This is a genomic window from Nocardioides sp. Soil796, assembly GCF_001429525.1.
Lineage (GTDB): Bacteria > Actinomycetota > Actinomycetes > Propionibacteriales > Nocardioidaceae > Nocardioides.
In genome coordinates this window covers 13,896-39,205 of the sequence record NZ_LMSQ01000017.1, presented here as the reverse complement: position 1 = coordinate 39,205, position 25,310 = coordinate 13,896, and the positions used below count along the sequence as shown (strand labels likewise).

Here is a 25,310-nt window from a genome sequence, read left to right as displayed (position 1 = left end):
AGCGGGTGTCCAGGGAGGTGGCCAGCTTCTCGGCCTGGTGGTTCGCGCCCGCCCCGGTGCGGGCGCGCGGGGTCAACCAGGAGGCAACGTTGGGGTCGCCGTCTGCGTCGGCCACGTCGCCTGCGGCCGCGATCACCCGCAGCCGCAGCGACTCCAGTTGGGAGCCGAGGTCGGTCAGCTCGAGNCGACCGACTTCAACGAGGTCTCGATCACCGCTGCGCACTCGAGCACCGGGTGGGTGCCGGGGCGGGTGTGGTCGGGGTTGCTCATGACACGATTTTACGCCTGATATGCCTGTTTTTGAACAAATGCACGAAGGTGGTGACCATTGTGAACACGTGTGACGAATGAGCCGAGTTATCCCCAGAAACACCCGAGCAGGTTTGGCCTGCACGGATCAATTTCGCTCCGACCACCGACAAGCCAGGCCCGAACGCGACATGCTCGGCTCCCGCCCAGGACGACACGCACTCCCGTGGTTCCACTAGCGTTCGGACATGCTTGAGTCCCAACGAGAGCCGACACCTCGCGAAGATTCTGGGGAACTGGAGACCGCCCTCGCGTTTCTGACGTTCGCCCGCCACTGCCTGCTGAAGAAGGTCGACGGGCTGAACGAGCAGCAGCTCCGCCGCAGCCTGGTCGTCTCGGACACCACGCTTCTTGGCCTGGTGCAGCATTGAGCGGCCGGAGAGCGCTGGTGGTTCGCCCATCACCTCGGAGGCGACCCGGCGTACGCCGCCGCTGAAGGAGTTCCCCTCGGGGCAGGTCTTCCAGCAGCAGGCTGGCTACTTCCGCAGATGCCCGGCTAGTTGACCGGCGAGCTCCACGGACGCTTCGATTTCTTCGCGGCGGATCGAAACGCTCTCGACGTTGAGGCCGAACGGCACCCCGAGCCGGCGGCAGTAGTCGATGAGCTCGACCGCCGTCGCGGTGGCTTGCGCCAAGGATGCCAACAGCGGGTTCGCCGCGTGCCGGAGGTCGTTCTCGATCCATCTCGGAACGTCGACTCCCAGCCAGCGCAGGAACTCCAGCGTCTTCATCGAGCCGCACACCGAGAAGGTGAACACGATCGGCACCGGCACCAGCCCTCGTGACTCGCACTCGTATCGGTAGTCAGAGACGAGGTTCTTGGCCGCATTGAGGTCGTAGACGACCTGCGTCACGAAGAACCGGCAGCCCGCCTCCTGCTTCGCGATCAGTCGCAGGTGCTCGTTCTCGCGGCGGCTGTGCCGCTCGGGGATTGCGACCCCGCCCAGCAGCAGGTCCGGGTTGAGCGCGGCGCTCATCGCTTGCGCATCAGCGAGCGAGACCGAGGGAGAAGATCCGCTCGAGGCGGCGCCGACCATCACCGACAACGTACGGCGAGGGTCCTGCTCGGCGATCCAGGAGCGCAGGTCCTCGCGCTGGTACTTGCCCACGGCGCGGTAGACGATCACCGGAGTCCCCCACTGCTCCAGATGTTCCGTTCGGTACTCGGCGGGGTCGACCGTGGGGCTGAACGGGAACGGACGCTCCTCCGGGTTGCGGGAGCTCTCGTCGTCGATGTCGTAGAGGACCAGGCCATCGAGATCGAGGTGCTCAAGTCGTTCGACGGTCGCGCGTGCGATCTCCGGCAGTCGGTCCGTCGGTGTCGACCTCCTGGGCGGCGTCACCGCAAAGATGACGAAGTCCCCCTGGCCAGATTTGATGCGAGCTGCGATGTCCACAACGCGACCGTACGTCCACTCAAGGCCGAGACCGTTTCTCCCACTGGTTCGAGACTATGCGGAGCTGCACAGGAGCAGGGGTCCTACGTTGTCTGCGACGCTGCGCCACATGTCACCAGGCGTTGGTTCTCAGCCACCGTGCTCCGCCACCGTGCGAACGGGCACACTGACCCGAGCAAGACTCCGCCGTTGACTCAGCAGGGAAGGAACTGGCCATGCCCCGGACGCACCACGTCGTATTCCTGGTGTTCGACGGTATGAAGATGCTCGACGTGACCGGGCCTGCTGAGGTCTTCGCCGAAGCCAACCGACTCGGAACTCGCTACCAGCTTCGCTACGTCTCCCCTACGGGTCACGCAGTCGTCACGTCGATCGGAGCCACCCTGCCCGTCGACGGTGCGTCCACGGATGTCCTCGAAGCAGAGACGGTCATCGTCTCGGGCGGTGACGACCTCCCGGTGAAGCCCATCCCGAGCGACCTCACCGCTGCCGCGACCGAACTTCACGCCCGGTCGCGTCGCACGGTGTCCATCTGCACGGGATCATTCGTGCTCGCAGCCGCCGGTCTGCTGGACGGCCGTCGGGCGACAACACACTGGCGTCACGCGGATCTGCTCGCACGCGCGTTCCCCAAGGTTTCCGTGTCCCCGGATGCGCTCTTCGTGCAGGACCGCGGGATCTACACCTCGGCCGGTGTCTCTGCCGGCATCGACCTCGCACTCGCCCTCGTCGAGGAGGACCACGGACCAGATCTCGCCCGCGAGGTCGCACGCAACCTGGTGATGTTCATGCAGCGACCCGGCGGGCAGTCGCAGTTCGCCGCTCCCCTGCAGATCCGCCCTCCACGAACACCTTCACTGCGGGCTGTGGTGGACCTGGTCTCCGCACAGCCGTCTCTCGAGCACAGCACCCGTTCGCTGGCTCAGCACGCTGGGGTCAGCCCCCGTCACCTGGCCCGACTGTTCGCCGCCGAGCTCGACACCTCCCCGGCCAGGTTCGTGGAGCGCACCCGGCTCGAGCACGCCCAGTCACTCCTCGATCGCGGTCACGGGGTCGCCGAGGCCGCGAGCCTGGTCGGCTTCGGTAGCGCGGAGAGCATGCGACGACTCTTCAAGGCCAGGTTCGGTGTCTCGCCGAGCCAGTACCGGGCACGGTTCACCACGACGACTCCTGCTCAGGAGCCAGGAACGGGCGCGTCCCACTGACCCCGATGGGGCCACAGAAGACGTCACTCCGGCCAGGCGTTGTTCTCGATGATGTCGACGAAGTTCGCGCGCTCGAACCGTGGATCGAAGTGGGCGAGCACGTCGTCGTTCATCGTGCCGAACGTGGTCTCCGGGCGGTCCGCCATCCCCTCGTTGAAGGCGTGCAGGATCTGCCGCTTGAAGTCCGGGCGCGGATGGGCCGCGACAACAGTCTTCTTGTCCTCGTCGCGTATCTCGTCCAGATCCAGACCGAGTACGTCGGTCTCCACACCCAGCGTGACCACACCGACCTCGGGAGCCAGGTGCAGGGGCAGCTCGGGAGTCGTGTGGAGGGCGATGGCGAGCCACACGTCGCGCGCGTCCGCCTCCGAGCGGCCGTGCTCACGCAGGAAGTCGTACGCCGCGTCGGCACCGTCGATCTCGAAACGTTGGTCGGTCGTGCGGAACTTCTGAGTGAGTCCCAGGTCGTGGAACATGCCGCCGACGTACGCCAGCTCGGCGTCCACTTCGATGTCCCGCGCCCTCGACTTCAACATCCCCCAGAGGAAGACGCGCCGGGAGTGATGGAACAGCGAGTCCCCCACCAGCGGGTCGTCGGTCGCCTCCCGCACCAGCGCGGTTGCCGCGCGAGCCAGCTCGGTGTCGGGGATCTGGATGCCTGCGATGGTCTCGGTCACGGGTACGTCTCCTGTCGAGTGCTGATGACCCCACCAGCATCGCGCCGCCCTGCCCCAGACGACCCCGCGAAAGCGGACAAGGATCACCTGATCTGCGCCAGACGGACGCAGCCCCAATGCCTCAGAACTCCTCCCGGCAACACCGCGACGCCACGAGCTGGATGCCCCGCTTGCCTGCGTGGACAGTGCCTGCCGTGGCGTGATTGGGGAGGTTGACCGCAGCGAGGAGAACCACTGCGTCCTGCCACCAGATTGTGGAGCAGACCCACACAGGCGATGTCGGACGAGATTCCCAAAGGGCTGCGAAGACCGGTGCCCAACGGACAAACTCGCCCAATGGCCTTCGTGCGGTTCCTGACCGCAGCATCCCTGTCTGCTCTCGTCCTCGGTTCCATGTGTACGGGCACGGTGGCAGGAGCGGCCGCGGCGTCCTCGGACCGCTCGACGGATCCCGGCCTGCACGGGAAGGCAGCGATCGACCGCCTCGGTGACGAGCTCGATGACGCTGCCCGTCGTTCCGGGCTGAGCACGAGCGAGCTCCGCAGGATCTTGACCACCGACGACTCGGCCCAAGTGGTGCCGGGTGGTCAGTTGGTCTACGCCGACACGTTCCCCGCGCAACCCAGCGCCGCATCGGCAGAGGTGGCCCAAGCCCAGTTCCCCGAGGCTCAGACCTTCACCCTGCACAGCCGGCCGACCTCGAAGCACACGATCTTCCTGGACTTCGACGGTGCCGACGTCAGCAACACGTACTGGAACTTTGCGTCCGGGATCCCGAACGGCCAGTACGACGGGTTCTCGATCGACGGCGACCTGGGCACCTTCAACGCCGACGAGCACAGCTACATGCAGGAGCTCTGGCGGATCGTCGCCGAGATGTACGTGGCGTACGACGTCGACATCACCACCGAGGACACCGGCCCCGCCGCCTACCACCGCGACGGCATCGCCGACGACACGTACGGCGACCACGTCCTGTTCAGCAACGACCCGGACTCCAACCCGATCTGCTCCGGTTGCGCCGGAATCGCTGTCTTCGGCCAGTTCGCGGATCCGACCGACTCGGGGACCGACTCCAAGGAGCCCATCTGGGTGCGCAAGCAGGCGAACGCGTTCCTCACGGCCACCGTCACCGCGCACGAGATCGGGCACACTCTCGGCCTGAACCACGACGGACGAACCATCCCTAGCGAGGAGTACTACGGAGGCCAGGGCGCCTGGACGCCGATCATGGGCTCCGGCTTCAACGGGATCTTCCAGTTCAGCAACGGCGACTACGCCAGCGCCTCCAACAAGCAGGACGACTTCGCGACCATGGTCGCCACCGGCCTGCCTCTGCTGCCCGACGACGCCGGCAACACCGCGGCCTCCGCGACGAGCCTGGGAGCACGGACCGACTACACGGTCGACGGCATCATCACCAGTCGCGACGTCGACTACTACAAGGTCGGCCCGTGCGTCGCAGCACCTTCGGTGGGAGCCCTCGGAAACGGTGCGGGCAGCGGTCTCGATCTGCGCGTCGACCTGCGTACGGCGAACGACGCGCTGGTCGCGTTCTCGGACCAGCCGTCTGGCCAGGTCATCGTCGGTGGGTTCGCCCACCGGATCGCGAGCGGCATGGACGCGGACACGATCTCACCGAGCGGCGGGCCGGGAACCTACTACGTCAAGGTCGACGGCGTCGGCAACGGCGATCCGCTCGCCACCGGCTACTCCGACTACGGCAGCGTCGGCACCTACAAGCTTTCGATCACCGGCTGCGCGGACACGAACGGCGCTACGCCGAACGCTCCTGCGTCGATCAACCTCACCACCAGCAAGAGCGCTGGCACGCTGACCTGGACGGCCCCGTCGTCCGGACCGGCGCCGAACGGCTACCGGATCAGCGGGATCAACGGAGGACCGGTCGAGGTCTCCGCAAGCACCAGGTCGAGGGCGATCACCGTGCAGGGCGGCCACGACGTCAACGTCGCAGTCACGGCTCTGAACGCCGCCGGGGGCGGAGTCCCGAAGACGTTGAACCGGCATGTCGCGAGCTGGGTCCCGACAACGGCGCCTGCCATCACCGTGACCACCAGTGGCCTGAAGGCCACGATCAACTGGAAGCCCGCCGCGAACCCCGGCAACGCCTACCTGCGCTACTGGTTGCTGACCATCGACGACCAGATCCTCCCGCAGACCGCAGCAGTGCGGAGCTTCACGAAGACGTTCTCGACGTACGGCTACCACACCGTGAAGCTGAATCCCCAGATGGACGCCGAGCTCCCAGGAACGGCCCCCGGTCGTACCGTCAGGGTCCTGGTGGCTCTCAAGCCATCGGCTCCCAGGATCGGTAGCCCGTCATCGGGCAAGGCGGGGACGCCGGTCAACGCCACCGCTCGCTGGGCGGCTCCGTTGAACAACGGTGGCGCTGCGATCACCTCGTACAAGGTGATCGCCTCGAAGATCGTGGAGGGCAGGGTCGTCGGCTCGAAGGTCTCCGCACCGGTCTCGGCCAAGGCCCGCGCGTACACGTTCAGGCTCGCGAAGGGCTACTACAGGTTCCGGGTCGTCGCCTACAACGCCAAGGGCGGGTCGCCAGCGTCGGCGTACTCGAAGAAGGTCACCGCGAGGTAGGTCGTCCACCCGGAAGACTGGCCAGGACCGAGCCTCACGACCACCCGACCGTCCGAACCGCCCGGACGACTGCCGAAACGCTCGTCCCAACCGCCGGTGGAGATGACGGTTCGCTCGCTCAGGGTCGCGCGTCGCGTCATCGTGTCGCGGGCGCCGTACTCCTCTCCACGCCGACTGCCACCCGAACTGCGCGCACTGTCTCAGCCGATCTCCCCCTCGCCTGCGCCGGCGTTGTCGATCAGCGCCATGGCAGCGGTCGCAGCCGCATGGACGTCGCCGTCCCGGATGGCAATGAACAGTCCCTCGTGCCAGTCGTGCTGCCCCGTGATGAACCGGGAGAAGCACTGCCCGCCCTTCAGGTCCAGCGCCATCGCCTCGCTCAGACTTGAGTAGAGCTCCGCGAGCACGTCGTTCCCCGAGACCTCGGCGACCGCGAGGTGGAATGCGACGTCGGCGGTCGCAAAGTCCTCCTCCGCCAGTGCCGCGCCTGCTGCCGCTCGGGCGTCCAGGGTCTGACGCAGGTGTTTCAGCTGGTCCTCGGTGCGCCGTTCGGCTGCGAGCCGCGCCGCGATCACGTCCAGGCCGCGGCGTACGTCGGCGATGTCGTCGTGCGTGGCAGTGAGGAGCCGGCGCCGCAGCGCCACCTCCGTGGCATTGGTCGCGACGACGTAGGTGCCGTCGCCCTGGCGCGGTTGCAGCAGTCCCGCGTGCACGAGGCCGCGCACCGCCTCGCGCACGGTCGTGCGGCTCACGCCCAGCGACTCGATCAGTGCGGTCTCGGGCGGAATCCGGTGCCCGACCGGCCAGTTTCCTGCCGCGATCTCCTCGCGCAGGGACTCGGTCGCGGCGTCCGCCATGGACATACGCGGGATTGCTTTCATCAGAACTCCCTCTTGCAAATTCGTCATACGTATGGTCATAGTACATCTACCGAGTGACGCACACCACATGGCATGGTCGATGAAGACCTCACCCGAACCCAGCCTGTGATCCCCCTCTTCTCGCTCGCAGCTCTGGAAGGTCCGCCCTGATGACCACCTCAGAATCAGTACCGCCCATGACATCCTCCGACGCCACCGATGCGTCACGTTCCTCGTCCGGCGCCGTGACTCGCGCCCTCGATGCGATCCCATTCAACCGTGCCCACAAGCTCATCCTCGCCATGGTGCTCTTCGGCGCCTTCTTCGACGTGATGGAGGAGAACGCGCTGGGTGCGATCGGCCCCACCCTGAAGGACATCTGGGGCATCTCCACACCACAGCTCGCATTGCTGCAGACCATCACCATCTCCGCGATGATCATCGGCAAGGTCTTCGCCGGCATCGTCGGCGACTACCGCGGCCGGCGCTATGCCCTGGCGTTCAACCTCGTCCTCTACTGCTTCGGCGCCCTCGTCTGCGCTCTGGCGCCCAACTACCTCGTGCTCGCCATCGGCCGCTTCATCGTCGGGCTCGGCCTCGGTGGCGAGATCGCCGCCGGCATGACCATCCTGAGCGAGTTGGTCGCCACCAAGTACCGCGGCGCCATCGTCGCGTCGCTCAACATCGGAGCCGGCGGCCTGGGCAACGTGATCTCCTTCGGCTTCGCCGCGATGGTGCTCGGTCCTCTCGGCCAGTTCTTCGGCGGCCCCGAGACGAGCTGGCGCTGGATGTTCGGCCTTCTCGTGCTTCCCGCCCTCATGGTGATGTTCTACCGGCGCTACCTGCCTGAGACTCCGCGCTATCTGGTGAGCAGGGGACGACACGACGAGGCCAACCGCGTGCTCAGCCTCCTGCAGGCGGGGAGGCTGCACGACGACCAGCTCGTCGTGACGGAGTTCGTGCCGCCCAAGACCGACGTCGAGGGTCCCGCTCCGAAGGTGCACCTGGGCGAGGTCTTCCAGGGCGTGCTCCTGCGCCGCACCTGCGCCCTGGCCGTCGCGTCGTGGATGACGTTCGGTGCCCAGATCACGGTGCTGGTGCTGATGCCGACCATCTTGGTCGAACAGGGCTTCACCGTGACCAAGAGCCTCACGTTCACCATGGTGATGAACTTCGGCAGCCTCTTCGGCGCCGTCGCCGCGACGTACGCCGCGATCCACTGGCCACGCCGTCTGGTGATGACCGTCGGCGCCATTGCCGCCTGCCTCTCCGCCCTGGCCTTCGGCACGCTCGCATCGTCGGCTGCCACGATCCTGCTCTTCGGCGGTGCCTTCCAGTTCTTCGTGCTGCTCCTGAACAGCACGATCTTCGCCTGGTCCCCCGAGCTCTATCCCACCCGCGTGCGTGCCTTCGGTACCGCGATGATCGCTGTCCAGGGGAACGTCGCAGGGGCCCTTGCGCCGATCGGCGCCGGCTGGCTGCTCGACAGCTCCGGCATGGGAACCGTCTTCATCGTGATCTCCGGAATGTACGCCGTGATGGCCGTCGCCACCCGCTTCGCCCCGGAAACTCACGGCCGGACCCTCGAGGAGATCAACCCCACCTCACTGCTCCCCCGCTCCTGACCACCACCAGATCACCAATTCCGAAAGGACCATGACCATGGACAAGTTCCACGTCTCAGCCACCTCCCACTGGCCCAACTACCTCCCCGAGTACGTCGCCCGCGAACAGGGCTTCTTCGCGGACGAGGGACTCGACTTCACCCGCAGCGCGCCGACGGACTGGACGCAGGTCCTGACCGACCTCAGCGACGGCACCGCCGACCTGGTGCTGGGCGGGATCTGGGTCCCGACGATGTATCACGGCCGCGGCCGCGACTACGTCGCCGTCGCCGCCCTCAACTCGCGAAACCCGAAGGTCCTGGTGATGCGCGAGCCAGCTCCCGGATTCTCCTGGCGAGACCTTGAGGGCAAGATCGTCCTGGCCCCGGGGGCCGGTGGCACGGCGCCGTACGTCCACACCGCTGGCCTGATGCGGAAGGCCGGGGTCGACATGACCAAGGTCCGCTGGGTCCGCGACCTGGCCGGCTCGACCCTCACCGAGCTCTTCCTCGGGGGGCACGGCGACGCGCTCGTCACCGACGCCATCAACGGCGCGCTCCTCGAGCGTGCGGGCAAGGCCTCGATCGTGGCACGCCACGACGTCGACGGCGGGCTGATGCCCAACAGCGTCTACTACACCGACCGTGAGCGGCTCGAGCGCGACGACACGGTGTGGCGCTTCTGCCGTGCGATGCAGCGTGCCTACGACTGGCTGCGGGAGCACTCCGCGGTCGAGGCGAAGTCGCTCCTGGCCCGCGAGTGGCCGGGGATCGAGACCGACCACCTGATCGAGATCGTCGACGACCTGCGTCAGCGCGGGATCTGGGAGGACATCCGCATCGCGCCCGAGGGGTACGACGAGTGGTTGCGGATCCAGGTCGAGGACGGCCTGGTGGGAAAACCGGTCCGCTACGACGACCTGGTCGACCCGCGCCCGGCCGAGGACGCCGTACGCACCGTCGGAGCAGCCCGATGACGATCGTGCTCACGCGCTCGGACGTGGCCGAGGTCATCGACATGACCGACGTGATCGAGGTCGTGGAGCAGGCGCACCTCGCCCTCGCCTCAGGTGACGCGATCCAGCCAGAGCGCGCGGCCTTCGAGCTGAAGGGCAGCGACGTGCTCTATGTGCCGATGGTCGCCGGCATCGGCTCCATGGAGGTCGGGGGCGTCAAGCTGATGACCGACACCCCGAGCAACCGGGCCCGGGGACTGCCCGCCCAGCAGTCCGCCATCTTGCTGGCCGACGGGACGACGGGTGCCCCGAAGGCGCTCATCGACGGTGGGATCGTCACCCGATTTCGCACCGCCGCCGCCTCGGCCGTGGCTACCAGACACCTCGCGAACCCGTCTGGCGGTTGCCTCGGGCTCATCGGGGCAGGCGGGCAGGCTCGGGCACACCTCGAAGCCATTCGGCTGGTGCGCCCCGTGGACCGGGTCCTGGTCTGGACGCGATCCAGCGCGACCGCCGCGGGCTTCGTCGAGCACGCCCGACAGACGGGCGTGCACGTCGAGGTGGCCGACTCCGTCGAGGACGTCGTGTCGCAGGCGGACATCCTGTGCACGCTCACCCCGTCGAGGGAACCGCTGGTGAGCGGCGCCTGGTTCAGGCCGGGCCTGCACGTCAACGCCGTGGGGGCGCCGCCACGGGTGGACCACCGCGAGATCGACTCCGAGGGCATCCGCCGCAGCCTGGTCGTCGTCGACCGGGTGGACGTGGCACGCCAGGAGTCGGGCGACGTCATGATTCCGTTCGCGAACGGCGACATCGGCTACGACCACTTTGACCTGGAGCTCGGTGAAGTCGCGTCCGGGAGCAGGCCGGGTCGCAGCTCGCCGGACCAGATCACGCTCTACAACTCGGTCGGCCTCGCCATCCAGGACATGGCGACCGCACGCATGGTCGTGGAGAAGGCGCTGCTCAAGGGTCTCGGCCGGACCATCGACCTGGGCAGCTGACCTGCCGTGGCCACCGGCGCCCAGGTCGAAGCCCACCGCTCGCTGCAGCGGGCGTTCGAGGTGCTCGAGCTGATCGCGGACAACGACGGGAGGATGGGCGTTGCTCAGCTGGCGGCCGAGTCGCGCCTCCCCTTGTCGTCGATGCATCGACTGGTCAGCACGTTGGCCAAGCTCGGCTACCTCCACCAGGAGCCCTCACGGAAGTATGTCCTGGGCGCTCCGCTCGTCCGCCTGGGCCACGCGTCCTCCAGGCTGCTGCTCGCGAACTGGGGGCAACCGAGGTTGGCCAGGCTTGCGGACGAGCTCGGAGAGTCCGTGCACCTGACCATGCTGGACGGGGACGAGGTGCGATACGTCGCCCAGGCCCCGTCCAGCCGTTCAATGCGGATGTTCACCGAGGTCGGCCGCCGCGTACTGCCGCACTGCTGCGCGGCCGGCAACGCGATCCTCTCCGCGATGGCGGAGGACGAGGTACGCCGCCTGCTCGCCCGCACCGGCATGCCGCGCTACACCGAGAACACGATCACCGACACGGACACCTACGTCGAGAGACTGCGCCTGACCGCCGAGGCGGGCTACGCGCTCGACGACGCAGAGCAGGAGACGGGGGTCCGCTGCGTGGCAGTCCTGGTGCCGGACAGTGCGGAACGGTTCGCGCTCTCGGTCTCCGGCCCCACCACCCGGATGTCGGACGAGGTCGTCTCCCGGGTCGTGCCACTGCTGATCCGGGCCAGCTGGGACATCGCCGCCGTCCTGCCCTGACCCAACAACGAAAGGCTCACCTCATGCGCATCCTCGTGGTCAACGTCAACACCACCGTCTCGATGACCGACGCGATCGTCGCCTCGGCCCGGTCCGTCGCCTCCCCCGGCACCGAGATCATCGGCCTCACTCCCTCGTTCGGTCCCGACTCCTGCGAGGGCAACTTCGACAGCTACCTCGCCGCGGTTGGCGTGATGGACGCGGTCGCCCGCTACCAGGGCGCCTACGACGCCGTGGTGCAGGCCGGCTTCGGCGAGCACGGCCGCGAGGGTCTCCAGGAACTCCTCGACGTGCCGGTTGTCGACATCACCGAAGCAGCCGGCCACGTCGCCTCCCTGCTCGGCCACACCTACTCCGTGGTCACCACCCTCGACCGCACCGTGCCCCTGATCGAGGACCGGCTCAAGTTGGCCGGCCTCGACGCCCGATGCGCATCCGTGCGCTCCAGCGGGCTGTCCGTCCTCGAACTCGAGGAGGACCCCGAGGCCGCCGTGAAGGCGATCACCACACAGGCACAGCGCGCGGTCCAGGAGGACAGGGCCGAGGTGATCGTGCTGGGTTGCGGCGGCATGGCCGGTCTCGACCACGCCGTCAGGGCCGCCACCGGCGTGCCCGTCGTCGACGGCGTCACCGCCGCCATCAAGCTCGCCGAAGCCCTGATCGGGCTCGGTCTGTCCACCAGCAAGATCAGGACCTACGCCACCCCGCGAACGAAGCGACTCAGCGGCTGGCCACTCGGTGCCGTGCATGAGGTCAGCTGATCACCCGGTGCAGTTCGGCGGCGAGGGCGGGAACACGCTCTCGGGTGACGCGGGCGGACGGGCCGGCCACGGACACCGCCAGCGGGAACGGCGCGGACGGCACGGGTACGGCGACACAGCGCGCGCCGTACTCCTCCTCCTCGTCGTCGAGGGCGAAACCCTGGCGGCGTACGACGCGAACGGCAGCGACCAGCTCCGAGACTGACCCAACTGTGTGGGAAGTAGGTCGATCGAGACCGGTGCGTTCCGCGAGCGCGGTCACCTCGTCGTCGGCCAGCAGCGACAACAGCGCCTTCCCCACGGCCGAGCAGTGCGCCATCGTCCGGCGGTGCACCTCGGTCGAGGAGCGCATCGCCTGTGAGGACTGGACCTGCGCGACGAAGAGCACCGTGTCCCCGCACAGGGTCGCGGCGTTCGCCGTCTCGCCGGTGGCCTCGACCAGCCTGGCCAGCCAGGTGGAGACGTCGGGAGCGATCGGCAGCATGGCCGCACCACCGAGGGCGACCAGACGCGGGCCGAGGCGATAGCGCCGGTCGGATCCCTTGTAGAGATAGCCCGCCTGGCACAACCCGCCCAGCATCCGGTGCGTCGTCGAGACCGGGATCCGACAGAGTGCCGCGAGCTCCGAGAGCCCCAGGGGCTGGCCGGCGTCGGCGAGGTGCTCGAGCAGGCCGAGCGCGCGACCGATCGACTGGACCGGCCCGCTGGGCGCGGCTGCGTCGGCGCTCACGTCAACCGGCCTTCCGGACCAGGTCGCGCTGCACCCGGGCCACTCGGCGCGCGAGCGACTCCTCGTCGACCGTGGCCATCCGCCCCTGCTCGACCACGGGACGGCCGTTGACCAGCAGCAGCTCGAGCGGCGGGGTCGACCCGAGCACGAGTGCCGCCACCGGATCGTCGATGCCGGCATGGGCAAGCGTGTCGAGCCGCCACACGGCGAGGTCGGCGAGCTTGCCGACCTCGAGCGACCCGATCTCGTCCTCGCGGCCGAGGATCCTGGCACCGTCGAGAGTGGCCATCTCCAACGCGGCACGTACGCCGAGGGCACGCGGCCCACCACGCGCCCGAGCGAAGAGCACCGCGTGCCGCGCCTCCTCCAACAGCGACCCGGCTTCGTTGCTGGCCGCGCCGTCGACACCGAGGCCGACCGGCGAGCCGGCCTCGCGCAGGTCGGCGGCGCGGGCGATTCCGGCACCGAGGCGGGCGTTGGAGCTCGGGCAGTGCGCGACGCCGGTCGCGGCCGCCCCGAGCCGCTTGACCTCGGCGTCGTCGAAGTGGATGCCATGGGCGAACCACACGTCGGAGCCCGACCAGCCCAACTGCTCGGCGTACTCCAAGGGCGTGCAGCCCCGCTGCACCTCGCACCACTCGGTCTCGTCGACGGTCTCGGCGAGATGCGTGTGGAGCCGTACGCCGCGGTGTCGGGCCAGCTCGGCCGAGTCACGCATGAGCCCTTCACTGACCGAGAACGGCGAGCACGGTCCGACCGAGATCCGCAGCATCGAGCCGGGCGACGGGTCGTGCCAGCGCGTGATGGCGGCATCCGTCACGGCGAGGATCTCGTCACGCTCCTGGACCACCGAGTCCGGCGGCAGCCCGCCGTCCTTGCGGCTGAGGTCCATCGAGCCGCGGGCCGGGTGGAACCGCAGCCCGACCTCCTCCGCCGCCACGATCGATGCGGCGAGCGGGTCGCCGCCCTCACGCGGAAAGACGTAGTGGTGGTCCGCTGCCGTGGTGCAGCCGGTGAGCGCCATGCGGGCCAGGCCTGCCTGGGTCGCCACGTGGACGGAGGTCTCGTCGATGCCGGCCCACACCGGGTAGAGCGTGGTGAGCCACTCGAAGAGCGTCGCGTCGGCGGCCAGCCCGCGGGTGACCCACTGGTAGAGGTGCTGGTGCGTGTTGACGAAGCCCGGGGTGATCAGGCAGCCGCGGCCGTCGACGACCCGGGCACCCGGGTACGACGGCGCCGGGCCCGGGCCGACGTCGACGATGCGCGAGCCCTGCACCACGACGTACCCGTCGGCGATCTCGCGCCGTGAGCCGTCCATCGTGACGATGGTCGCGCCCTCGATGACGGTGCTTGCAGAGGGGGCAGTGCGTGCGGAACTGGTGAGCTGCATGGCCTGTCTCCCGATGAGTCGTGGGTGGGATTCCAGTGAACCCGCGCACGTCCGGCGCGGTAAGTCACAGCGGGCACGAACCAGGGCCACGAAGCGGCCGACGGCTTGGAGCAATCTCCAAGCCGTCGGCCGGATTGACGTCAGTCCGCGTGACGGATGTCGTCGTCGAGCCGGTCACCGAAGCCGTCGCGCCGGTCTTCCGACGCGGCGAAGACGGAGGCGCCCGACCTGTTGCCGGCGGTGACCTCGTTGAACAGGTAGTTCAGGACCACCGCGACGACGGCGGTGGCGCTGATGCCCGAGTGCATGATCACGCCGAACCACTCCGGGAACGCGTCCCAGAAAGTGGGGGCGGCGATCGGGATGATGCCGACCGCGACGGCGACCGAGACGATCACCATGTTGAGGTTGTCCTCATAGCTGACCCGCGACAGCGTGCGGATGCCGCTGGCCGCGACCGAACCGAAGAGCACGATGCCGGCGCCACCGAGCACGGGATACGGGATCGCCGCGACGACGGCACCGACCACCGGGAGCAACCCGAGCAGCAGCAGGACCAGCCCACCCGTCGCGACGACGAACCTGCTCTTGATGCCGGTCAGCGCGACCAGTCCGACGTTCTGCGCGAACGCGCTGCACGGGAAGCTGCCGAAGAGCGGTGCCACTGTCGTGGCGGCCATGTCGGCGCGCAGCCCCTGTGCGACCCGCTTCGCGTCCACCTCGGTGTCGACGATCTCGCCGATCGCCAGGATGTCGGCAGTGGTCTCGGTCATGATCACCAGCATCACCACGGTCATCGACACGATCGCGCCGATCTCGAACGTCGGTGTGCCGAAGTGCAGGACCGAAGGCGCGGCGAACGGCTTCGCGTCACCGACGGCCGAGAAGTCCGCACGACCGGCCAGCGCCGCGATCACTGTGCCGACCACGAGACCGAGCAGGATCGAGAGCCGCGACACCGCGCCCTGGAACAGCCGACTGATCACCAGGATGATCAGCAGGGTCAGGCCGGCGTACCCGATGTTGGTCATCGACCCGAAGTCGGACGCCGTCTCCTCGTTGCCCATCGCCCAGCGGAACGACACCGGCATCAGGGAGAGCCCGATGACGGTGATCAGGCTGCCGGTCACCACGGCCGGGAACAGTCGCACCAGCTGGGCGAAGAACGACGAGAGCACCAGGCCGATCACGCCGGCGACGATGATCGCGCCGAAGACCGGCCGCAGCCCGTCCTCACTGGCGATCGCGACCATCGTGGAGACGCTGGCGAACGAGATGCCCTGCACGATCGGCAGCCGGCTGCCGAACGGCCCGAGGCCGAGGGTCTGCAACAAGGTCGCCAGCCCGGAGACGAACAGTCCGGCGGTGACCAGCAGTGCCATGTCAGAGGCCGACAGCCCCGCCGCACCGCCGACGATCAGCGGCGGCGCGATCACGCCGCCGTACATCGTCAGGATGTGCTGGGTTCCGTAGGCGAGCAGCTGCCCGGGCGGGTGCCGCTCGTCCTCAGGACGCGTGGAAGCAGGCGCGGTCGTACGACGGCGGAAGTTCATCGCGCACCTCAGCAGAAGCCGGGCAGGCCGAGCCAGGCATTGCCCGCGTCGGTGGCGTCGTCACGGATGACGGAGGCCTCGATCAGGCCGTAGGGGCGGTCGGCGGCGATGAAGACCTCGCCCGGGTTCTCCAGGCCGAACGGCGCCAGGTCGACCGTGAAGTGGTGCTTGTTGGGCGCGGAGAACTTGATCTCGGCGATCTCGGGGTGCTGCTCGAGCACGGACTCCCCCATGCCGTAGAGCGTCTGCTGCAGGGCGAGGCTGTGGATCTCGGCGAACCGCTGGAGCAGCAGGGCGCGCACTGCGTCGTACGACTTGTCCCAGTCGACGTCACCGCGGGCGACGAACGCGGCGTCGTAGCGCCAGCGGGCGACCAGCGAGGTGGCGAGGATCCGGTCGTGGGTCTCGGGGAGCGTCGTGTACTCGTCCTTGAGGTAGCCGAAGAACTCCGACCCGGTCGACTTGAGCACGGTCAGGTCCTTGAACCCGGAGACCACGTGGGCGATCCGGTCGTCACCGCGGCCGTCGACGTTGACCGCGGTGGTGCGGGTGCCGCCGCCGGTGCGGACGAACGCGTGGTCGTGGCCGGAGCCGTCGACGGGGATGCGGTCCCAGGCGTACTCCTCGACCTCGACCTTGGCGCCGTCGACGGCGGGGGCCGCGTCGATGAAGCGGTCGGCGAGGGCGAGCGCGTAGTCCTCGATCGCGCCGACGCCCTTCTCCTTGGCGAAGGCGAATGCGGTGTTCTTCTGGGTGTCGGTGGGCAGTACGTCGCCCTGGTCGCCACTGATGTGCGCGCCCTCGAAGCGGCCGCGCAGGGCGGACGAGACGTTCAGGTCGCGGATCTGGTGGCGCGCGGTGTCGCGGTAGATGCGGACGACGCGGCTCTCGGCCTTGCCGTACTGGTTGGGGCCCAGGCGAATGGCCATGGGATCAACTCCCTCGGTAGGTGGAATAGGCGAACGGGCTGAGCAGGAGTGGGACGTGGTGGTGCAGGGTCGCGTCGGTCAGCGCGAAGGTGACGCCGACCTCCGGGAAGAAGCAGTCCTGGCCGGTCGCGGCGGCGTAGGCCGCGACGTCGAAGACCAGCCGGTAGGTGCCCGGCTCGACCCGGTCGGGTCCGAGCTCGGTGGCGCGTCCGTCGTCATCGGTCGCGGCCTCGGCGAGGATGACGACCCGGTCGCCGTCGAGGTGCTCGAGCCGCAGGCGGCAGCCGGCGGCCGGGCGCCCGAGGGCAGTGTCGAGGACGTGGGTGGTGATGGCACTACTCATCAGTCGAGGACCTTTCGCAGACGGAGGAGGGCGATCTTGCGCAGCTCGTCGGCGACCACGGACAACTCGGCCGCGTCGTCGTGCTCGAGCCTGCTGCGCAAGGACTTCAGGATCTCCTCACCGGAGAGGCCGGTGGCGCAGATCAGGAAGACCCGGCCGAAGCGGTCCTCGTAGGCCCGGTTCCCGTCGGCCAGCGCCCGCTCCGTGTCGGTGTCGCGGGACACCGCGGCCTGCTCGGCCCGGGACCAGGCGGCCTCGGTGCCGGCGCCCTTGGCCCGCTCGCCGATGCGCGGGTGTGCGGCCAGTGCGCGGTCGACATCGGCCGGCGTGAACGCGCGGGCGGCGCGGTCGGCCACGGCCTCGAGCGCGTCGCTGTCGGCGTACGGCCTGCCGGCGAGCACCGCGTCGGCCCAGGCCGGTACGTCGGCGCAGGCGAGCAGGTGCGGACGAACGTCGGCCGCAGGCAAGGTGTTGAGCTCCTCGAGCTTCACCGTCCACCTACTTTCGTGATGCGGAATGTGTTTTCCGTCACGATGAGCGTGGCACGGCGTCGGCCGCTACGTCAACAGTTTGTTGAAATTTCTGGTGGTCGAACTTTCAGCCTCACGCTCATCGGGACCGGTTCAGGTAGTTGTAGACGGTGAATCGGCTGACCCCGATCGCCTCCGCGATGGTCTCGGCGGAGCGGCGGTAGGCGAACGCGCCCCGCTCCTCGAGCACGCGCACCGCGCGTTGCTTGTCGGCCCGGGACAAGTCGGCAAGCGGCAGACCGCGCTCACCGGCGATCTCCGCGGCCACCTCGTCGATCAACGCGGCCAGGTCGCCCGCGGACTCCGTGCCCGAAGCCGCCCCCGACGACTCAGCTTTCGAGGTGCCGGACGGCGCGTCCGCGCTGGCGAGGCGCACGCCGGCCACGGTCTCCCCCTCCCACACGAGAGGGACGTCGCCCTTGCGCAGCTTCGCCGGCTCGACCACCTCGGCGTCGAGGCGGGCCAGCAACGGCGCCACCGCCTCGAGCAGGGGGTGGCCCGCCGCGGACTCAGCCATCGGCGGGCTCGACCTGCAGGGTGACCCGGGTGGCGCCGTGCGAGAGTGCCGAGCGGAGCACGTCGGCCAGCGCCTGCACCACCTCGTCGGCGTCGCCGCTGACGGTCGTACCCAAGGGCCCGAACTCGCACTCGAGGCCGGCATCCTCCACCGCCTTCAGCGCGACCACGGCATGCTTGGGCGGCTTCCCTTCGCCATGGAAGGGCTCGGTGGTGAACTCGGCGACGAGGCGCATGGAAGCAGGCTACTCGCGGATCGGGAGCGCCGCGGCTGCAACCGGGTGGTGCTCCGGGTGGTCGACGTGATGCCCGGGAACGTGGAGCTCCTCCGGCTCTGGCACGTCGTCGGTGACCACGATCTCGCCGTTCAGCACCGCGTGCATCCGCTCGACGTCGAGCTGGCCCTCCCACTTGGAGACCACGAAGGTGGCGACGCAGTTGCCGAGCAGGTTCACGAAGACCCGCATCGAGTCCATGATCCGGTCGGCGCCCAGCAGCACCGCCACCGCGGCGACGGGATAGGCACCGATCGCGGTGGCCGTCGCCGAGAGCGCCAGGAACGAGGATCCGGGGACGCCGGCCATGCCCTTCGAGGTCAGCATGAGTACGCCGACCATGGCGAGCTGATCCATCAGGGACATGTCCACTCCGACCGCCTGGGCCAGGAAGATCGAGCAGATGGAGAGGTAGATCGTGGCGCCGTCGAGGTTGAACGAGTAGCCGGTCGGCACGACCAGGCCGGTGGAGGCGGGCGAGTTGCCGGCGTTCTGCAGCTTGCTCATGATCCGCGGCAGCACGGCCTCGGTGGAGGCGGTGCCGAGCGCGAGGGCGAACTCCTCACGGGCGTACTTGATGAACTTGAACAGGTTGAGACCGACGTACAGCTTGGCGATCGCGGCGAGCACCAGGGCGAAGAGCACCGCGGCCAGGTAGCAGGCTCCGATCAGCTTGCCGAACGAGGCGAGCGACTCGATGCCGTACTGGCCGATGATGAACGCCATCGCACCGAACGCTCCGATCGGGGCGACCTTCATGATGTAGCCGACGAGCGTGAACAGCACGTGGCTGAACTGGTCGATCAGCTCGAGGATCGCCGAGCCCTTGCCGGTGTCGTTGACCTGGGCCAGGCCGATGCCGAACAACACCGAGAAGAAGAGCACGGCAAGCAGCTGATTGTCGGCGAAGGCGCCCAGGACGCTCTCCGGGATGATGCCCATCAGGAAGTCGACGGTGTGCGGCAGCTCGCCGCCTGCGGTCTTCTCGGCGAGCGCCTGCTCGCCGCCGGCCAGGGTGTCCGGGTCGATGTTGAAGCCCTGCCCGGGCTTGAGCACGTTGGCGATGACGAGGCCGAAGACCAGCGCGAAGGTCGTCACCAGCTCGAAGTAGATCAGCGCCTTGAGGCCGATCCGGCCGACGGACTTCACGTCGCCCACGTGGGCGATGCCGGTGACGACCACGCAGAAGATCAGCGGCGCGATGATCATCTTGATCAGCTTGATGAACCCGTCACCCAACGGGCGCAGGTCGGAGCCGAAGTCCGGGAAGAAGTGTCCGACCGAGATGCCCGCGACGATCGCGACACCCACCTGGAGGAACAGCGACGTGTAGAGCGGCTTGCGCTTGGCCTTGGTGGTTTCCGAGGTGGCGACGGATGACATTGCGAGCCCTTCATTGAATTCCGCATTGTGGAACTAACTTTCCGTGTGTAGAAAAGTGTGTCCCCGCTCACACGGACGTGTCAAGGGTTCGCGGCCTCTTATCGCGATCCGGACACGCAGAACGCCCGCCCTGCCGGAACGAGGTCCGGAAGAGCGGGCGTTGTGCAGGGCGTCGTACAGGAGCGGGCCGGATCAGGCCGGCACGGACCTCCTGGCGAGGCGCGCGAGGCCCTCGAGGTCGACGCCGATCAGCTTGTCGATCTCGGTAGCCCCGACGGCTCCGCACTCGAGCCCGCGCAGCACGAAGGCGGCCAGGGCAGCAGCGGTCGCCGGCTCGTCGAGGTAGCCCGAGTCGCCCCCGTGCACGTAGGCGCGGAGCCGGTCGGAGGCAGCGACCAGGCCCTCGCGATAGAACGCGTAGGTGGCCACGAAACGGCTCGGCAGCTGGGCCGGGTGCAGGTCCCACCCCTGGTAGATGCCGCGGGTCAGCGAGCGGCGTACCAGCCGGACGTGGAGACGCCAGGCCGCGCGTACGGCGTCGCGGTCCCCCACGGGCAGCTGGTTGGTCGAGCCGTCGGAGACGAAGACACCGGTCCCGGCGGCCGCGACCTGCATGACGTCCTTGGCGTGGTCGGCGACCGGGTGCTCCATGCTCTGGTACGCCGCGGCCACACCAAGCGAGGCGGAGTAGTCGTAGGTGCCGTAGTGCAGCCCGGTCACCCGGCGTCCACCGGCGTGGATCATCTTCGCCACGAGGGCGGAGCCGTCCGGTCCGAGGATCGCCTGCGGGGTCTCGACCTGGATCTCGAAGCGCAGCGACCCGGCGGGTACGCCGTGGGCGGACTCGATCGCGTCGAGGGCGGCCACCATCGCCGACACCTGGTCGACTGACGTCACCTTGGGCAGCGTGATCACGAAGCCGTCGGTGATCGCGTCGGCGCCGGCCAGCTCGCCGACGAAGAGGTCGAGCGTGCGCAGGCCGCGGCGACGCGTCGGCGCCTCGAACGACTTGATCCGCAGGCCGTGGTACGGCGAGGCGGCGCCGGCCTTGACGGTCACCGCGAGGGCCCGGGCCGCGGCGATGACGGCGGCGTCCTCCTGCTCGTCGGGGCGGTTGCCGTAGCCGTCCTCGAAGTCGATCCGGAGGTCTTCGATCGGCTCGCGGTCGAGCTTGGCGCGGACCCGGTCATAGACCTCGACGGCCAGGCTGGGCCGCAGCTCGAGCGCCTCGGCCAGCTCCATGACGGAGCGGCCGTGCTGGGCAAGGACGGTCTTGGCCTCCTCGCCCCACTGGGTGACGGTGCCGGCGTCGTACCGGTCGCCCGGCACGTAGACGGTGTGCACCGGCTGACGGGTGCCGCGGTCGCCGGGGAAGCAGGCGAGCAGCTCGGCGTCAGCCGCGGCCAGCCTCTGGTCGAGGTCGTCGGCCAGGTCGTCGAAGGCGCTCACGCCGACACCACCGCGTCGTACGCCGGCAGGGTCAGGAAGTCGACGAACTCGTCGGCCAACGCGACCTCCTCGAAGATGGTGCGGGCCTCGGCGAAGCGGTTGCCCTCAGGAGCGTCGGCCAGGATCTTGGCCTGCTCCTGGTCGAGCACCTCGCGGACCAGGGCGGCCGTGATCACGGTGCCGTCCTCGAGCTTGGACTCGTTGTGCACCCACTGCCAGATCTGCGAGCGGGAGATCTCGGCGGTCGCGGCGTCCTCCATCAGGTTGTGGATGCCGACGGCACCGAGTCCGCGGAGCCAGGCCTCGAGGTAGAGCAGGGAGACCTCGACGTTGCCGTGCAGTCCTTCGCGGGTCACGCTGCCCGGCGTGGCCTTGAGGTCGAGCAGGTCGGCGGCCGAGACCTCGACGTCCTCGCGCAGCCGGTCGAGCTGGTTCGGCTTGTCGCCGAGCACCCGGTCGAAGATCTCGCGGCAGACCGGGACCAGGTCGGGGTGGGCGACCCAGGAGCCGTCGAACCCGTCGCCGGCCTCGCGCTCCTTGTCCTCACGCACCTTCTCGAACGCGCGAGCGTTGACCTCCTCGTCCTTGCGGCTCGGGATGAACGCCGCCATGCCGCCGATCGCGAAGGCGCCGCGTCGGTGGCAGGTCCTCACCAGCAGCTGGGCGTAGGCCCGCATGAACGGCGCGGCCATGGTCACCGAGGCGCGGTCGGGCAGTACGAAGTCGGCACCGGAGTCGCGGAAGTACTTGATGATGCTGAACAGGTAGTCCCACCGGCCGGCGTTGAGACCGGACGCGTGGTCGCGCAGCTCGTAGAGGATCTCGTCCATCTCGAACGCGGCCGGGATGGTCTCGATCAGCACCGTGGCGCGGACCGTGCCGTGCGGAATCTCCAACGAGGCCTGGGCAAACGTGAACACGTCGTTCCACAGCCGGGCCTCGAGGTGACTCTCGGTCTTCGGCAGGTAGAAGTACGGGCCGCTCCCCCGGGCCAACAGCTCGGCGGCGTTGTGGAAGAAGTAGAGACCGAAGTCGACCAGCGCACCGACCACCGGCCTGCCGTCGACGAGGAGGTGCTGCTCATCGAAGTGCCACCCACGCGGGCGCATCACGATGGTGGCCAGTGGCTGGTCGTCGCGCAGCTCGTAGGTCTTGCCTCCACCGGCTGCGGTGAAGGAGATCTGGCGCCGGATGGCGTCGTACAGGCTGACCTGGCCGCCGACCACGTTGCTCCAGTGCGGCGTGCTGGCGTCCTCCATGTCGGCCAGCCAGACCCGGGCGCCGGAGTTGAGCGCGTTGATGGTCATCTTGCGGTCGGTGGGGCCGGTGATCTCGACCCGGCGGTCCACGAGGTCGGCCGGCGCGGGTGCGACCTTCCAGTCACCCGCGCGGATCTCCGCCGTCTCCGGGAGGAAGTCGAGCGTGCCCGTGCGCGAGACCTCCTCGCGTCGAGCCTTGCGGGCGGCCAGCAGCTCGTCGCGACGGCCTCCGAACCTGCGCTGCAACTCGGCCACGAAGGCGAGGGCTTCAGCGGTGAGGATCTTCTCCCCGCCGTCGACCTGCTCTCCCGACACCTGGATGTCGTCGGTCTTCTCCATCACTGCTCCCTCACTCACTTAAGGCTCTCCACTTCCTGGGCTGCCGCCTGCACGCCCGCCGCGACGGCGGGGGCGACGGCGGGGTCGAACACGGACGGAACGATGTAGCTCGCGTTCAGTTCGTCGGGATGCACGCAGTCGGCGATGGCGCCCGCCGCGGCGAGCATCACCTCGTCGGTGATCTCGCGTGCGGCTGCATCCAGCATGCCCCGGAACAGGCCGGGGAACGCAAGCACGTTGTTGATCTGGTTGGGGTGGTCGGACCGTCCGGTCGCGACGATCGCTGCGTGCTCGTTGGCGGCCACCGGATCGACCTCGGGGTCGGGGTTGGCCAGCGCGAAGACGATCGCATCGTCGGCCATGGTGGCGATGTCGGCCCCGTCGAGCAGGTTCGGCGCCGAAACCCCGACGAAGACGTCGGCGTCGGCCAGGGCTGCCTTGAGGCTGCCGGTGAAGCCGTCGACGTTCGTGTGGTCGGCAATCCAGCGGCGGTCGGGGTCGAGGCCCTCCTGCCCGCTGTGTACGGCGCCGCGCCGGTCACAGGCCACGATGTGCCGCGCGCCCTGGGCGTGGAGCAGCCTGATGATCGCGTGGCCGGCGGCACCCACACCGCTCACCACGATGCGGACCTTGTCGAGATCCTTGCCGACCACGCGCAGCGCGTTGGTGAGCGCGGCGAGTACGACGATCGCCGTACCGTGCTGGTCGTCGTGGAAGACGGGGATGTCGAGCTCGGCGCGGAGCCGGCGCTCGATCTCGAAGCACCGGGGTGCGGCGATGTCCTCGAGGTTGATGCCGCCGTAGGAGACCGCGATCGCCTTGACGATCATGATGATCTCTTCGGTGTCCTGGGTGTCGAGGCAGACCGGCCAGGCGTCGACGTCGGCGAACTGCTTGAACAGCGCCGCCTTGCCCTCCATCACGGGGAGCGCGGCGCCCGGGCCGATGTTGCCGAGGCCGAGCACGGCCGAGCCGTCGGTCACCACGGCGACGGTGTTGCGCTTGATGGTGAGCCGGCGCAGGTCCTCCGGGTTCTCGGCGATCGCCATGCAGACCCGCGCGACGCCCGGCGTGTAGGCGCGCGAGAGGTCGTCGCGGTTCTTGAGCGGAACCTTGGGGACGACCTCGAGCTTGCCGCCGAGGTGCATCAGGAAGGTGCGGTCGCTGACCTTGCGCACCTTGACGTCGGGCACTGCAGCGAGGGCCTTGGTGATGGCGTCGACGTGTGCGACGTCGACGGCGTCGCAGGTCAGGTCGACGACGAGCCGGTCGGCGTGGGACTCGGCGACGTCGAGCGCGGTGACCGATCCGCCCGCCCCTGCGACCGCGGCGACGAGGCGGCCGGTGGCCCCCGCGGAGGACGGAGTGTCGACACGGACCGTGACGGCGTATCCAGGACTTGGGGTAGCCAACGTTCTCGACCTCTCAGCGGTAGGTATTTCGCATTACGGATACTAGTATCTACCTAGTGGAACTTCAACCCACCACTTCCCACAAATTTCCCGCTACACTTCCACCATCCGGAAACCTTATTGAGGAGCAGAGCACGTGGCAGAGAAAGAGCCGAAGGTCCGCGCCGGGGGCGTGCAGTCGATCGAGCGGGCCTTCGGGTTGCTCGAGATGATGGCCGACGCGGGCGGGATGATGGGACTCTCCCAGCTGGCGACGGCGTCGGGACTGCCGTTGCCGACGATCCACCGACTGGTGCGCACGCTGGTCGACCTCGGCTACCTTCGCCAGGAGCCCTCCCGGCAGTACGTCCTCGGCCCGCGCCTGATCCGGCTCGGTGAGAGCTCCTCCAACATGCTGAGCACCTGGGCCCGCCCCCACCTCGCGGCACTGGTCGACGAGCTTGGTGAGTCGGCCAACCTCGCGATGCTCGACGGCGACCAGATCGTGTACGTCGCCCAGGTCCCCTCCCGGCACTCCATGCGGATGTTCACCGAGGTCGGGCGCCGCGTGCTGCCCCACTGCACCGCGGTAGGCAAGGCGATCCTGGCCGACTTCCCCGACACCCAGGTGCGCGACCTCTTGCGGCGTACCGGCATGCCGCAGCACACGGACAACACGATCACCGACCCCGACGAGTTCGCCAAGCAGCTCGCGCTGGCCGCGAAGAACGGCTACGCCATGGACGAGGGCGAGCAGGAGATCGGCGTGCGCTGCGTCGCCGTCTCGGTGCCCGACGTGCCCACCCGTCTGGCCCTGTCCGTCTCCGGTCCGGCCCAGCGGATGTCGCCGGAACTGGTCGATCGCGCCGTGCCGCTGCTGGTCCAGGCGGGCAAGGCGCTCAGCGTCGACCTCAACTGACGGCCACGGGTCGGACGGCTCCCCCTGGATGCGGCATACTTTGCCGCGCGGATCGGGGGCTGCCTCCGGTCCGCATGCCCCCGTAGCTCAGCTGGATAGAGCAAGTCACTTCTAATGATTAGGTCGCAGGTTCGAATCCTGCCGGGGGCGCTTT

24 protein-coding genes and 1 tRNA gene are annotated in these 25,310 nt (G+C 68.7%); 10 read left to right on the top strand and 15 right to left on the bottom strand.

The genetic code is table 11. The annotated features are described in order from the left end of the window. Positions 1-497 precede the first annotated feature (497 nt). Positions 498-680, top strand: coding sequence for a mycothiol transferase (locus tag ASH02_RS26620; protein WP_056675595.1), 183 nt, complete (start codon positions 498-500; stop codon positions 678-680). A gap of 105 nt (positions 681-785) precedes the next feature. On the opposite strand, the gene ASH02_RS07200 is transcribed toward ASH02_RS26620, so the two are convergent. Next, a complete protein-coding gene (locus tag ASH02_RS07200) occupies positions 786-1,706 on the bottom strand; it encodes a methylenetetrahydrofolate reductase (RefSeq protein ID WP_056675592.1) in 921 nt (306 codons plus the stop codon). 215 nt (positions 1,707-1,921) lie between these two features. Here ASH02_RS07200 and ASH02_RS07195 point away from each other — a divergent pair, with 215 nt between their 5' ends. Next, on the top strand, positions 1,922-2,911 hold the full coding sequence (locus ASH02_RS07195; RefSeq protein WP_056675589.1) for a GlxA family transcriptional regulator: 990 nt from the start codon (positions 1,922-1,924) through the stop codon (positions 2,909-2,911). A gap of 23 nt (positions 2,912-2,934) precedes the next feature. On the opposite strand, the gene ASH02_RS07190 is transcribed toward ASH02_RS07195, so the two are convergent. Then, a complete protein-coding gene (locus tag ASH02_RS07190; RefSeq protein WP_056675587.1) occupies positions 2,935-3,588 on the bottom strand; it encodes an HD domain-containing protein in 654 nt (217 codons plus the stop codon). A gap of 336 nt (positions 3,589-3,924) precedes the next feature. Here ASH02_RS07190 and ASH02_RS07185 point away from each other — a divergent pair, with 336 nt between their 5' ends. Next, positions 3,925-6,204 carry a zinc-dependent metalloprotease family protein gene (locus ASH02_RS07185; protein ID WP_056675584.1) on the top strand — a complete coding sequence of 760 codons (2,280 nt, stop codon included), beginning with the start codon at positions 3,925-3,927 and terminating at the stop codon, positions 6,202-6,204. Between the two features lie 200 nt (positions 6,205-6,404). Here the strand turns inward: ASH02_RS07185 and ASH02_RS07180 are convergent, their stop codons facing one another. Then, positions 6,405-7,085 carry a FadR/GntR family transcriptional regulator gene (locus tag ASH02_RS07180; protein WP_056675581.1) on the bottom strand — a complete coding sequence of 227 codons (681 nt, stop codon included), beginning with the start codon at positions 7,083-7,085 and terminating at the stop codon, positions 6,405-6,407. Positions 7,086-7,261: 176 nt separating this feature from the next. On the opposite strand from ASH02_RS07180, the gene ASH02_RS07175 reads away from it, so the two are divergent. From ASH02_RS07175 to ASH02_RS07155, 5 genes are read left to right on the top strand one after another with little or no spacing between them, the layout of a single operon-like run. Beyond that, positions 7,262-8,689: an MFS transporter gene (locus ASH02_RS07175; RefSeq protein ID WP_056675579.1), complete on the top strand. Its 1,428-nt coding sequence runs from the start codon at positions 7,262-7,264 to the stop codon at positions 8,687-8,689. A 37-nt stretch (positions 8,690-8,726) separates the two neighbouring features. Then, positions 8,727-9,644 (top strand): ABC transporter substrate-binding protein, encoded by a 918-nt coding sequence (locus ASH02_RS07170; RefSeq protein WP_056675576.1) that lies wholly within the window; start codon positions 8,727-8,729, stop codon positions 9,642-9,644. Continuing rightward, positions 9,641-10,627, top strand: a complete 987-nt coding sequence (locus ASH02_RS07165) for an ornithine cyclodeaminase family protein (RefSeq protein ID WP_056675574.1) — start codon at positions 9,641-9,643, stop codon at positions 10,625-10,627. Before ASH02_RS07170 ends, ASH02_RS07165 begins: the two co-directional genes overlap by 4 nt. A gap of 6 nt (positions 10,628-10,633) precedes the next feature. Next, the gene (locus tag ASH02_RS07160) at positions 10,634-11,389 is read left to right on the top strand and encodes an IclR family transcriptional regulator (protein WP_056675573.1); all 756 of its coding nucleotides are present in this window, start codon (positions 10,634-10,636) and stop codon (positions 11,387-11,389) included. A 23-nt stretch (positions 11,390-11,412) separates the two neighbouring features. Next, positions 11,413-12,150 (top strand): aspartate/glutamate racemase family protein, encoded by a 738-nt coding sequence (locus tag ASH02_RS07155; protein WP_056675570.1) that lies wholly within the window; start codon positions 11,413-11,415, stop codon positions 12,148-12,150. Here the strand turns inward: ASH02_RS07155 and ASH02_RS07150 are convergent. The 12 genes from ASH02_RS07150 to ASH02_RS07095 form a co-directional block, all read right to left on the bottom strand. Then, complete coding sequence (locus ASH02_RS07150; RefSeq protein ID WP_056675568.1) at positions 12,143-12,880, bottom strand: IclR family transcriptional regulator; 738 nt, start codon at positions 12,878-12,880, stop codon at positions 12,143-12,145. The genes ASH02_RS07155 and ASH02_RS07150 overlap by 8 nt on opposite strands. A 1-nt stretch (position 12,881) precedes the next feature. Next, the gene (locus ASH02_RS07145) at positions 12,882-14,270 is read right to left on the bottom strand and encodes an 8-oxoguanine deaminase (RefSeq protein WP_056675566.1); all 1,389 of its coding nucleotides are present in this window, start codon (positions 14,268-14,270) and stop codon (positions 12,882-12,884) included. A gap of 140 nt (positions 14,271-14,410) precedes the next feature. Further along, complete coding sequence (locus ASH02_RS07140) at positions 14,411-15,823, bottom strand: nucleobase:cation symporter-2 family protein (protein WP_082563466.1); 1,413 nt, start codon at positions 15,821-15,823, stop codon at positions 14,411-14,413. Between the two features lie 8 nt (positions 15,824-15,831). After that, a complete protein-coding gene (pucL, locus tag ASH02_RS07135; RefSeq protein ID WP_056675563.1) occupies positions 15,832-16,752 on the bottom strand; it encodes a factor-independent urate hydroxylase in 921 nt (306 codons plus the stop codon). Positions 16,753-16,756: 4 nt separating this feature from the next. Next, positions 16,757-17,095, bottom strand: coding sequence for a hydroxyisourate hydrolase (gene uraH / locus ASH02_RS07130; RefSeq protein WP_056675561.1), 339 nt, complete (start codon positions 17,093-17,095; stop codon positions 16,757-16,759). After that, positions 17,095-17,586: a 2-oxo-4-hydroxy-4-carboxy-5-ureidoimidazoline decarboxylase gene (uraD, locus tag ASH02_RS07125; RefSeq protein WP_082563465.1), complete on the bottom strand. Its 492-nt coding sequence runs from the start codon at positions 17,584-17,586 to the stop codon at positions 17,095-17,097. Before uraD ends, uraH begins: the two co-directional genes overlap by 1 nt. Positions 17,587-17,704: 118 nt before the next feature. After that, positions 17,705-18,142, bottom strand: coding sequence for a helix-turn-helix domain-containing protein (locus ASH02_RS07120; protein WP_056675555.1), 438 nt, complete (start codon positions 18,140-18,142; stop codon positions 17,705-17,707). Further along, positions 18,135-18,377: a thiamine-binding protein gene (locus ASH02_RS07115; protein WP_056675552.1), complete on the bottom strand. Its 243-nt coding sequence runs from the start codon at positions 18,375-18,377 to the stop codon at positions 18,135-18,137. Before ASH02_RS07115 ends, ASH02_RS07120 begins: the two co-directional genes overlap by 8 nt. Positions 18,378-18,386: 9 nt before the next feature. Next, positions 18,387-19,799: a C4-dicarboxylate transporter DctA gene (gene dctA / locus ASH02_RS07110; protein ID WP_082563464.1), complete on the bottom strand. Its 1,413-nt coding sequence runs from the start codon at positions 19,797-19,799 to the stop codon at positions 18,387-18,389. Positions 19,800-19,991: 192 nt separating this feature from the next. Further along, positions 19,992-21,248 carry a DUF6986 family protein gene (locus tag ASH02_RS07105; protein WP_056675548.1) on the bottom strand — a complete coding sequence of 419 codons (1,257 nt, stop codon included), beginning with the start codon at positions 21,246-21,248 and terminating at the stop codon, positions 19,992-19,994. After that, positions 21,245-22,864: a malate synthase A gene (gene aceB, locus ASH02_RS07100; RefSeq protein WP_235530193.1), complete on the bottom strand. Its 1,620-nt coding sequence runs from the start codon at positions 22,862-22,864 to the stop codon at positions 21,245-21,247. Before aceB ends, ASH02_RS07105 begins: the two co-directional genes overlap by 4 nt. Beyond that, the gene (locus tag ASH02_RS07095; RefSeq protein ID WP_056675543.1) at positions 22,861-24,258 is read right to left on the bottom strand and encodes an NAD-dependent malic enzyme; all 1,398 of its coding nucleotides are present in this window, start codon (positions 24,256-24,258) and stop codon (positions 22,861-22,863) included. The genes aceB and ASH02_RS07095 overlap by 4 nt, the downstream gene beginning before the upstream one ends. 136 nt (positions 24,259-24,394) lie before the next feature. Here ASH02_RS07095 and ASH02_RS07090 point away from each other — a divergent pair, with 136 nt between their 5' ends. Further along, positions 24,395-25,156 (top strand): IclR family transcriptional regulator, encoded by a 762-nt coding sequence (locus ASH02_RS07090; RefSeq protein WP_056675540.1) that lies wholly within the window; start codon positions 24,395-24,397, stop codon positions 25,154-25,156. A gap of 76 nt (positions 25,157-25,232) precedes the next feature. Further along, a tRNA-Arg gene (locus ASH02_RS07085) sits at positions 25,233-25,306 on the top strand. Positions 25,307-25,310: the final 4 nt, after the last annotated feature.

Coding starts and splice junctions, on each gene's coding strand:
- ASH02_RS07115 (WP_056675552.1), bottom strand. CDS start 18,377: ATGCGCCTCGTCGCCGAGTTCACCACCGAGCCCTTCCATGGCGAAGGG.
- ASH02_RS07170 (WP_056675576.1), top strand. CDS start 8,727: ATGGACAAGTTCCACGTCTCAGCCACCTCCCACTGGCCCAACTACCTC.
- ASH02_RS07140 (WP_082563466.1), bottom strand. CDS start 15,823: ATGAACTTCCGCCGTCGTACGACCGCGCCTGCTTCCACGCGTCCTGAG.
- ASH02_RS07175 (WP_056675579.1), top strand. CDS start 7,262: ATGACATCCTCCGACGCCACCGATGCGTCACGTTCCTCGTCCGGCGCC.
- ASH02_RS07120 (WP_056675555.1), bottom strand. CDS start 18,142: ATGGCTGAGTCCGCGGCGGGCCACCCCCTGCTCGAGGCGGTGGCGCCG.
- ASH02_RS07145 (WP_056675566.1), bottom strand. CDS start 14,270: ATGCAGCTCACCAGTTCCGCACGCACTGCCCCCTCTGCAAGCACCGTC.
- dctA (WP_082563464.1), bottom strand. CDS start 19,799: ATGTCATCCGTCGCCACCTCGGAAACCACCAAGGCCAAGCGCAAGCCG.
- ASH02_RS26620 (WP_056675595.1), top strand. CDS start 498: ATGCTTGAGTCCCAACGAGAGCCGACACCTCGCGAAGATTCTGGGGAA.
- ASH02_RS07180 (WP_056675581.1), bottom strand. CDS start 7,085: ATGAAAGCAATCCCGCGTATGTCCATGGCGGACGCCGCGACCGAGTCC.
- ASH02_RS07195 (WP_056675589.1), top strand. CDS start 1,922: ATGCCCCGGACGCACCACGTCGTATTCCTGGTGTTCGACGGTATGAAG.
- pucL (WP_056675563.1), bottom strand. CDS start 16,752: ATGGCCATTCGCCTGGGCCCCAACCAGTACGGCAAGGCCGAGAGCCGC.
- uraH (WP_056675561.1), bottom strand. CDS start 17,095: ATGAGTAGTGCCATCACCACCCACGTCCTCGACACTGCCCTCGGGCGC.
- ASH02_RS07165 (WP_056675574.1), top strand. CDS start 9,641: ATGACGATCGTGCTCACGCGCTCGGACGTGGCCGAGGTCATCGACATG.
- ASH02_RS07185 (WP_056675584.1), top strand. CDS start 3,925: ATGGCCTTCGTGCGGTTCCTGACCGCAGCATCCCTGTCTGCTCTCGTC.
- ASH02_RS07155 (WP_056675570.1), top strand. CDS start 11,413: ATGCGCATCCTCGTGGTCAACGTCAACACCACCGTCTCGATGACCGAC.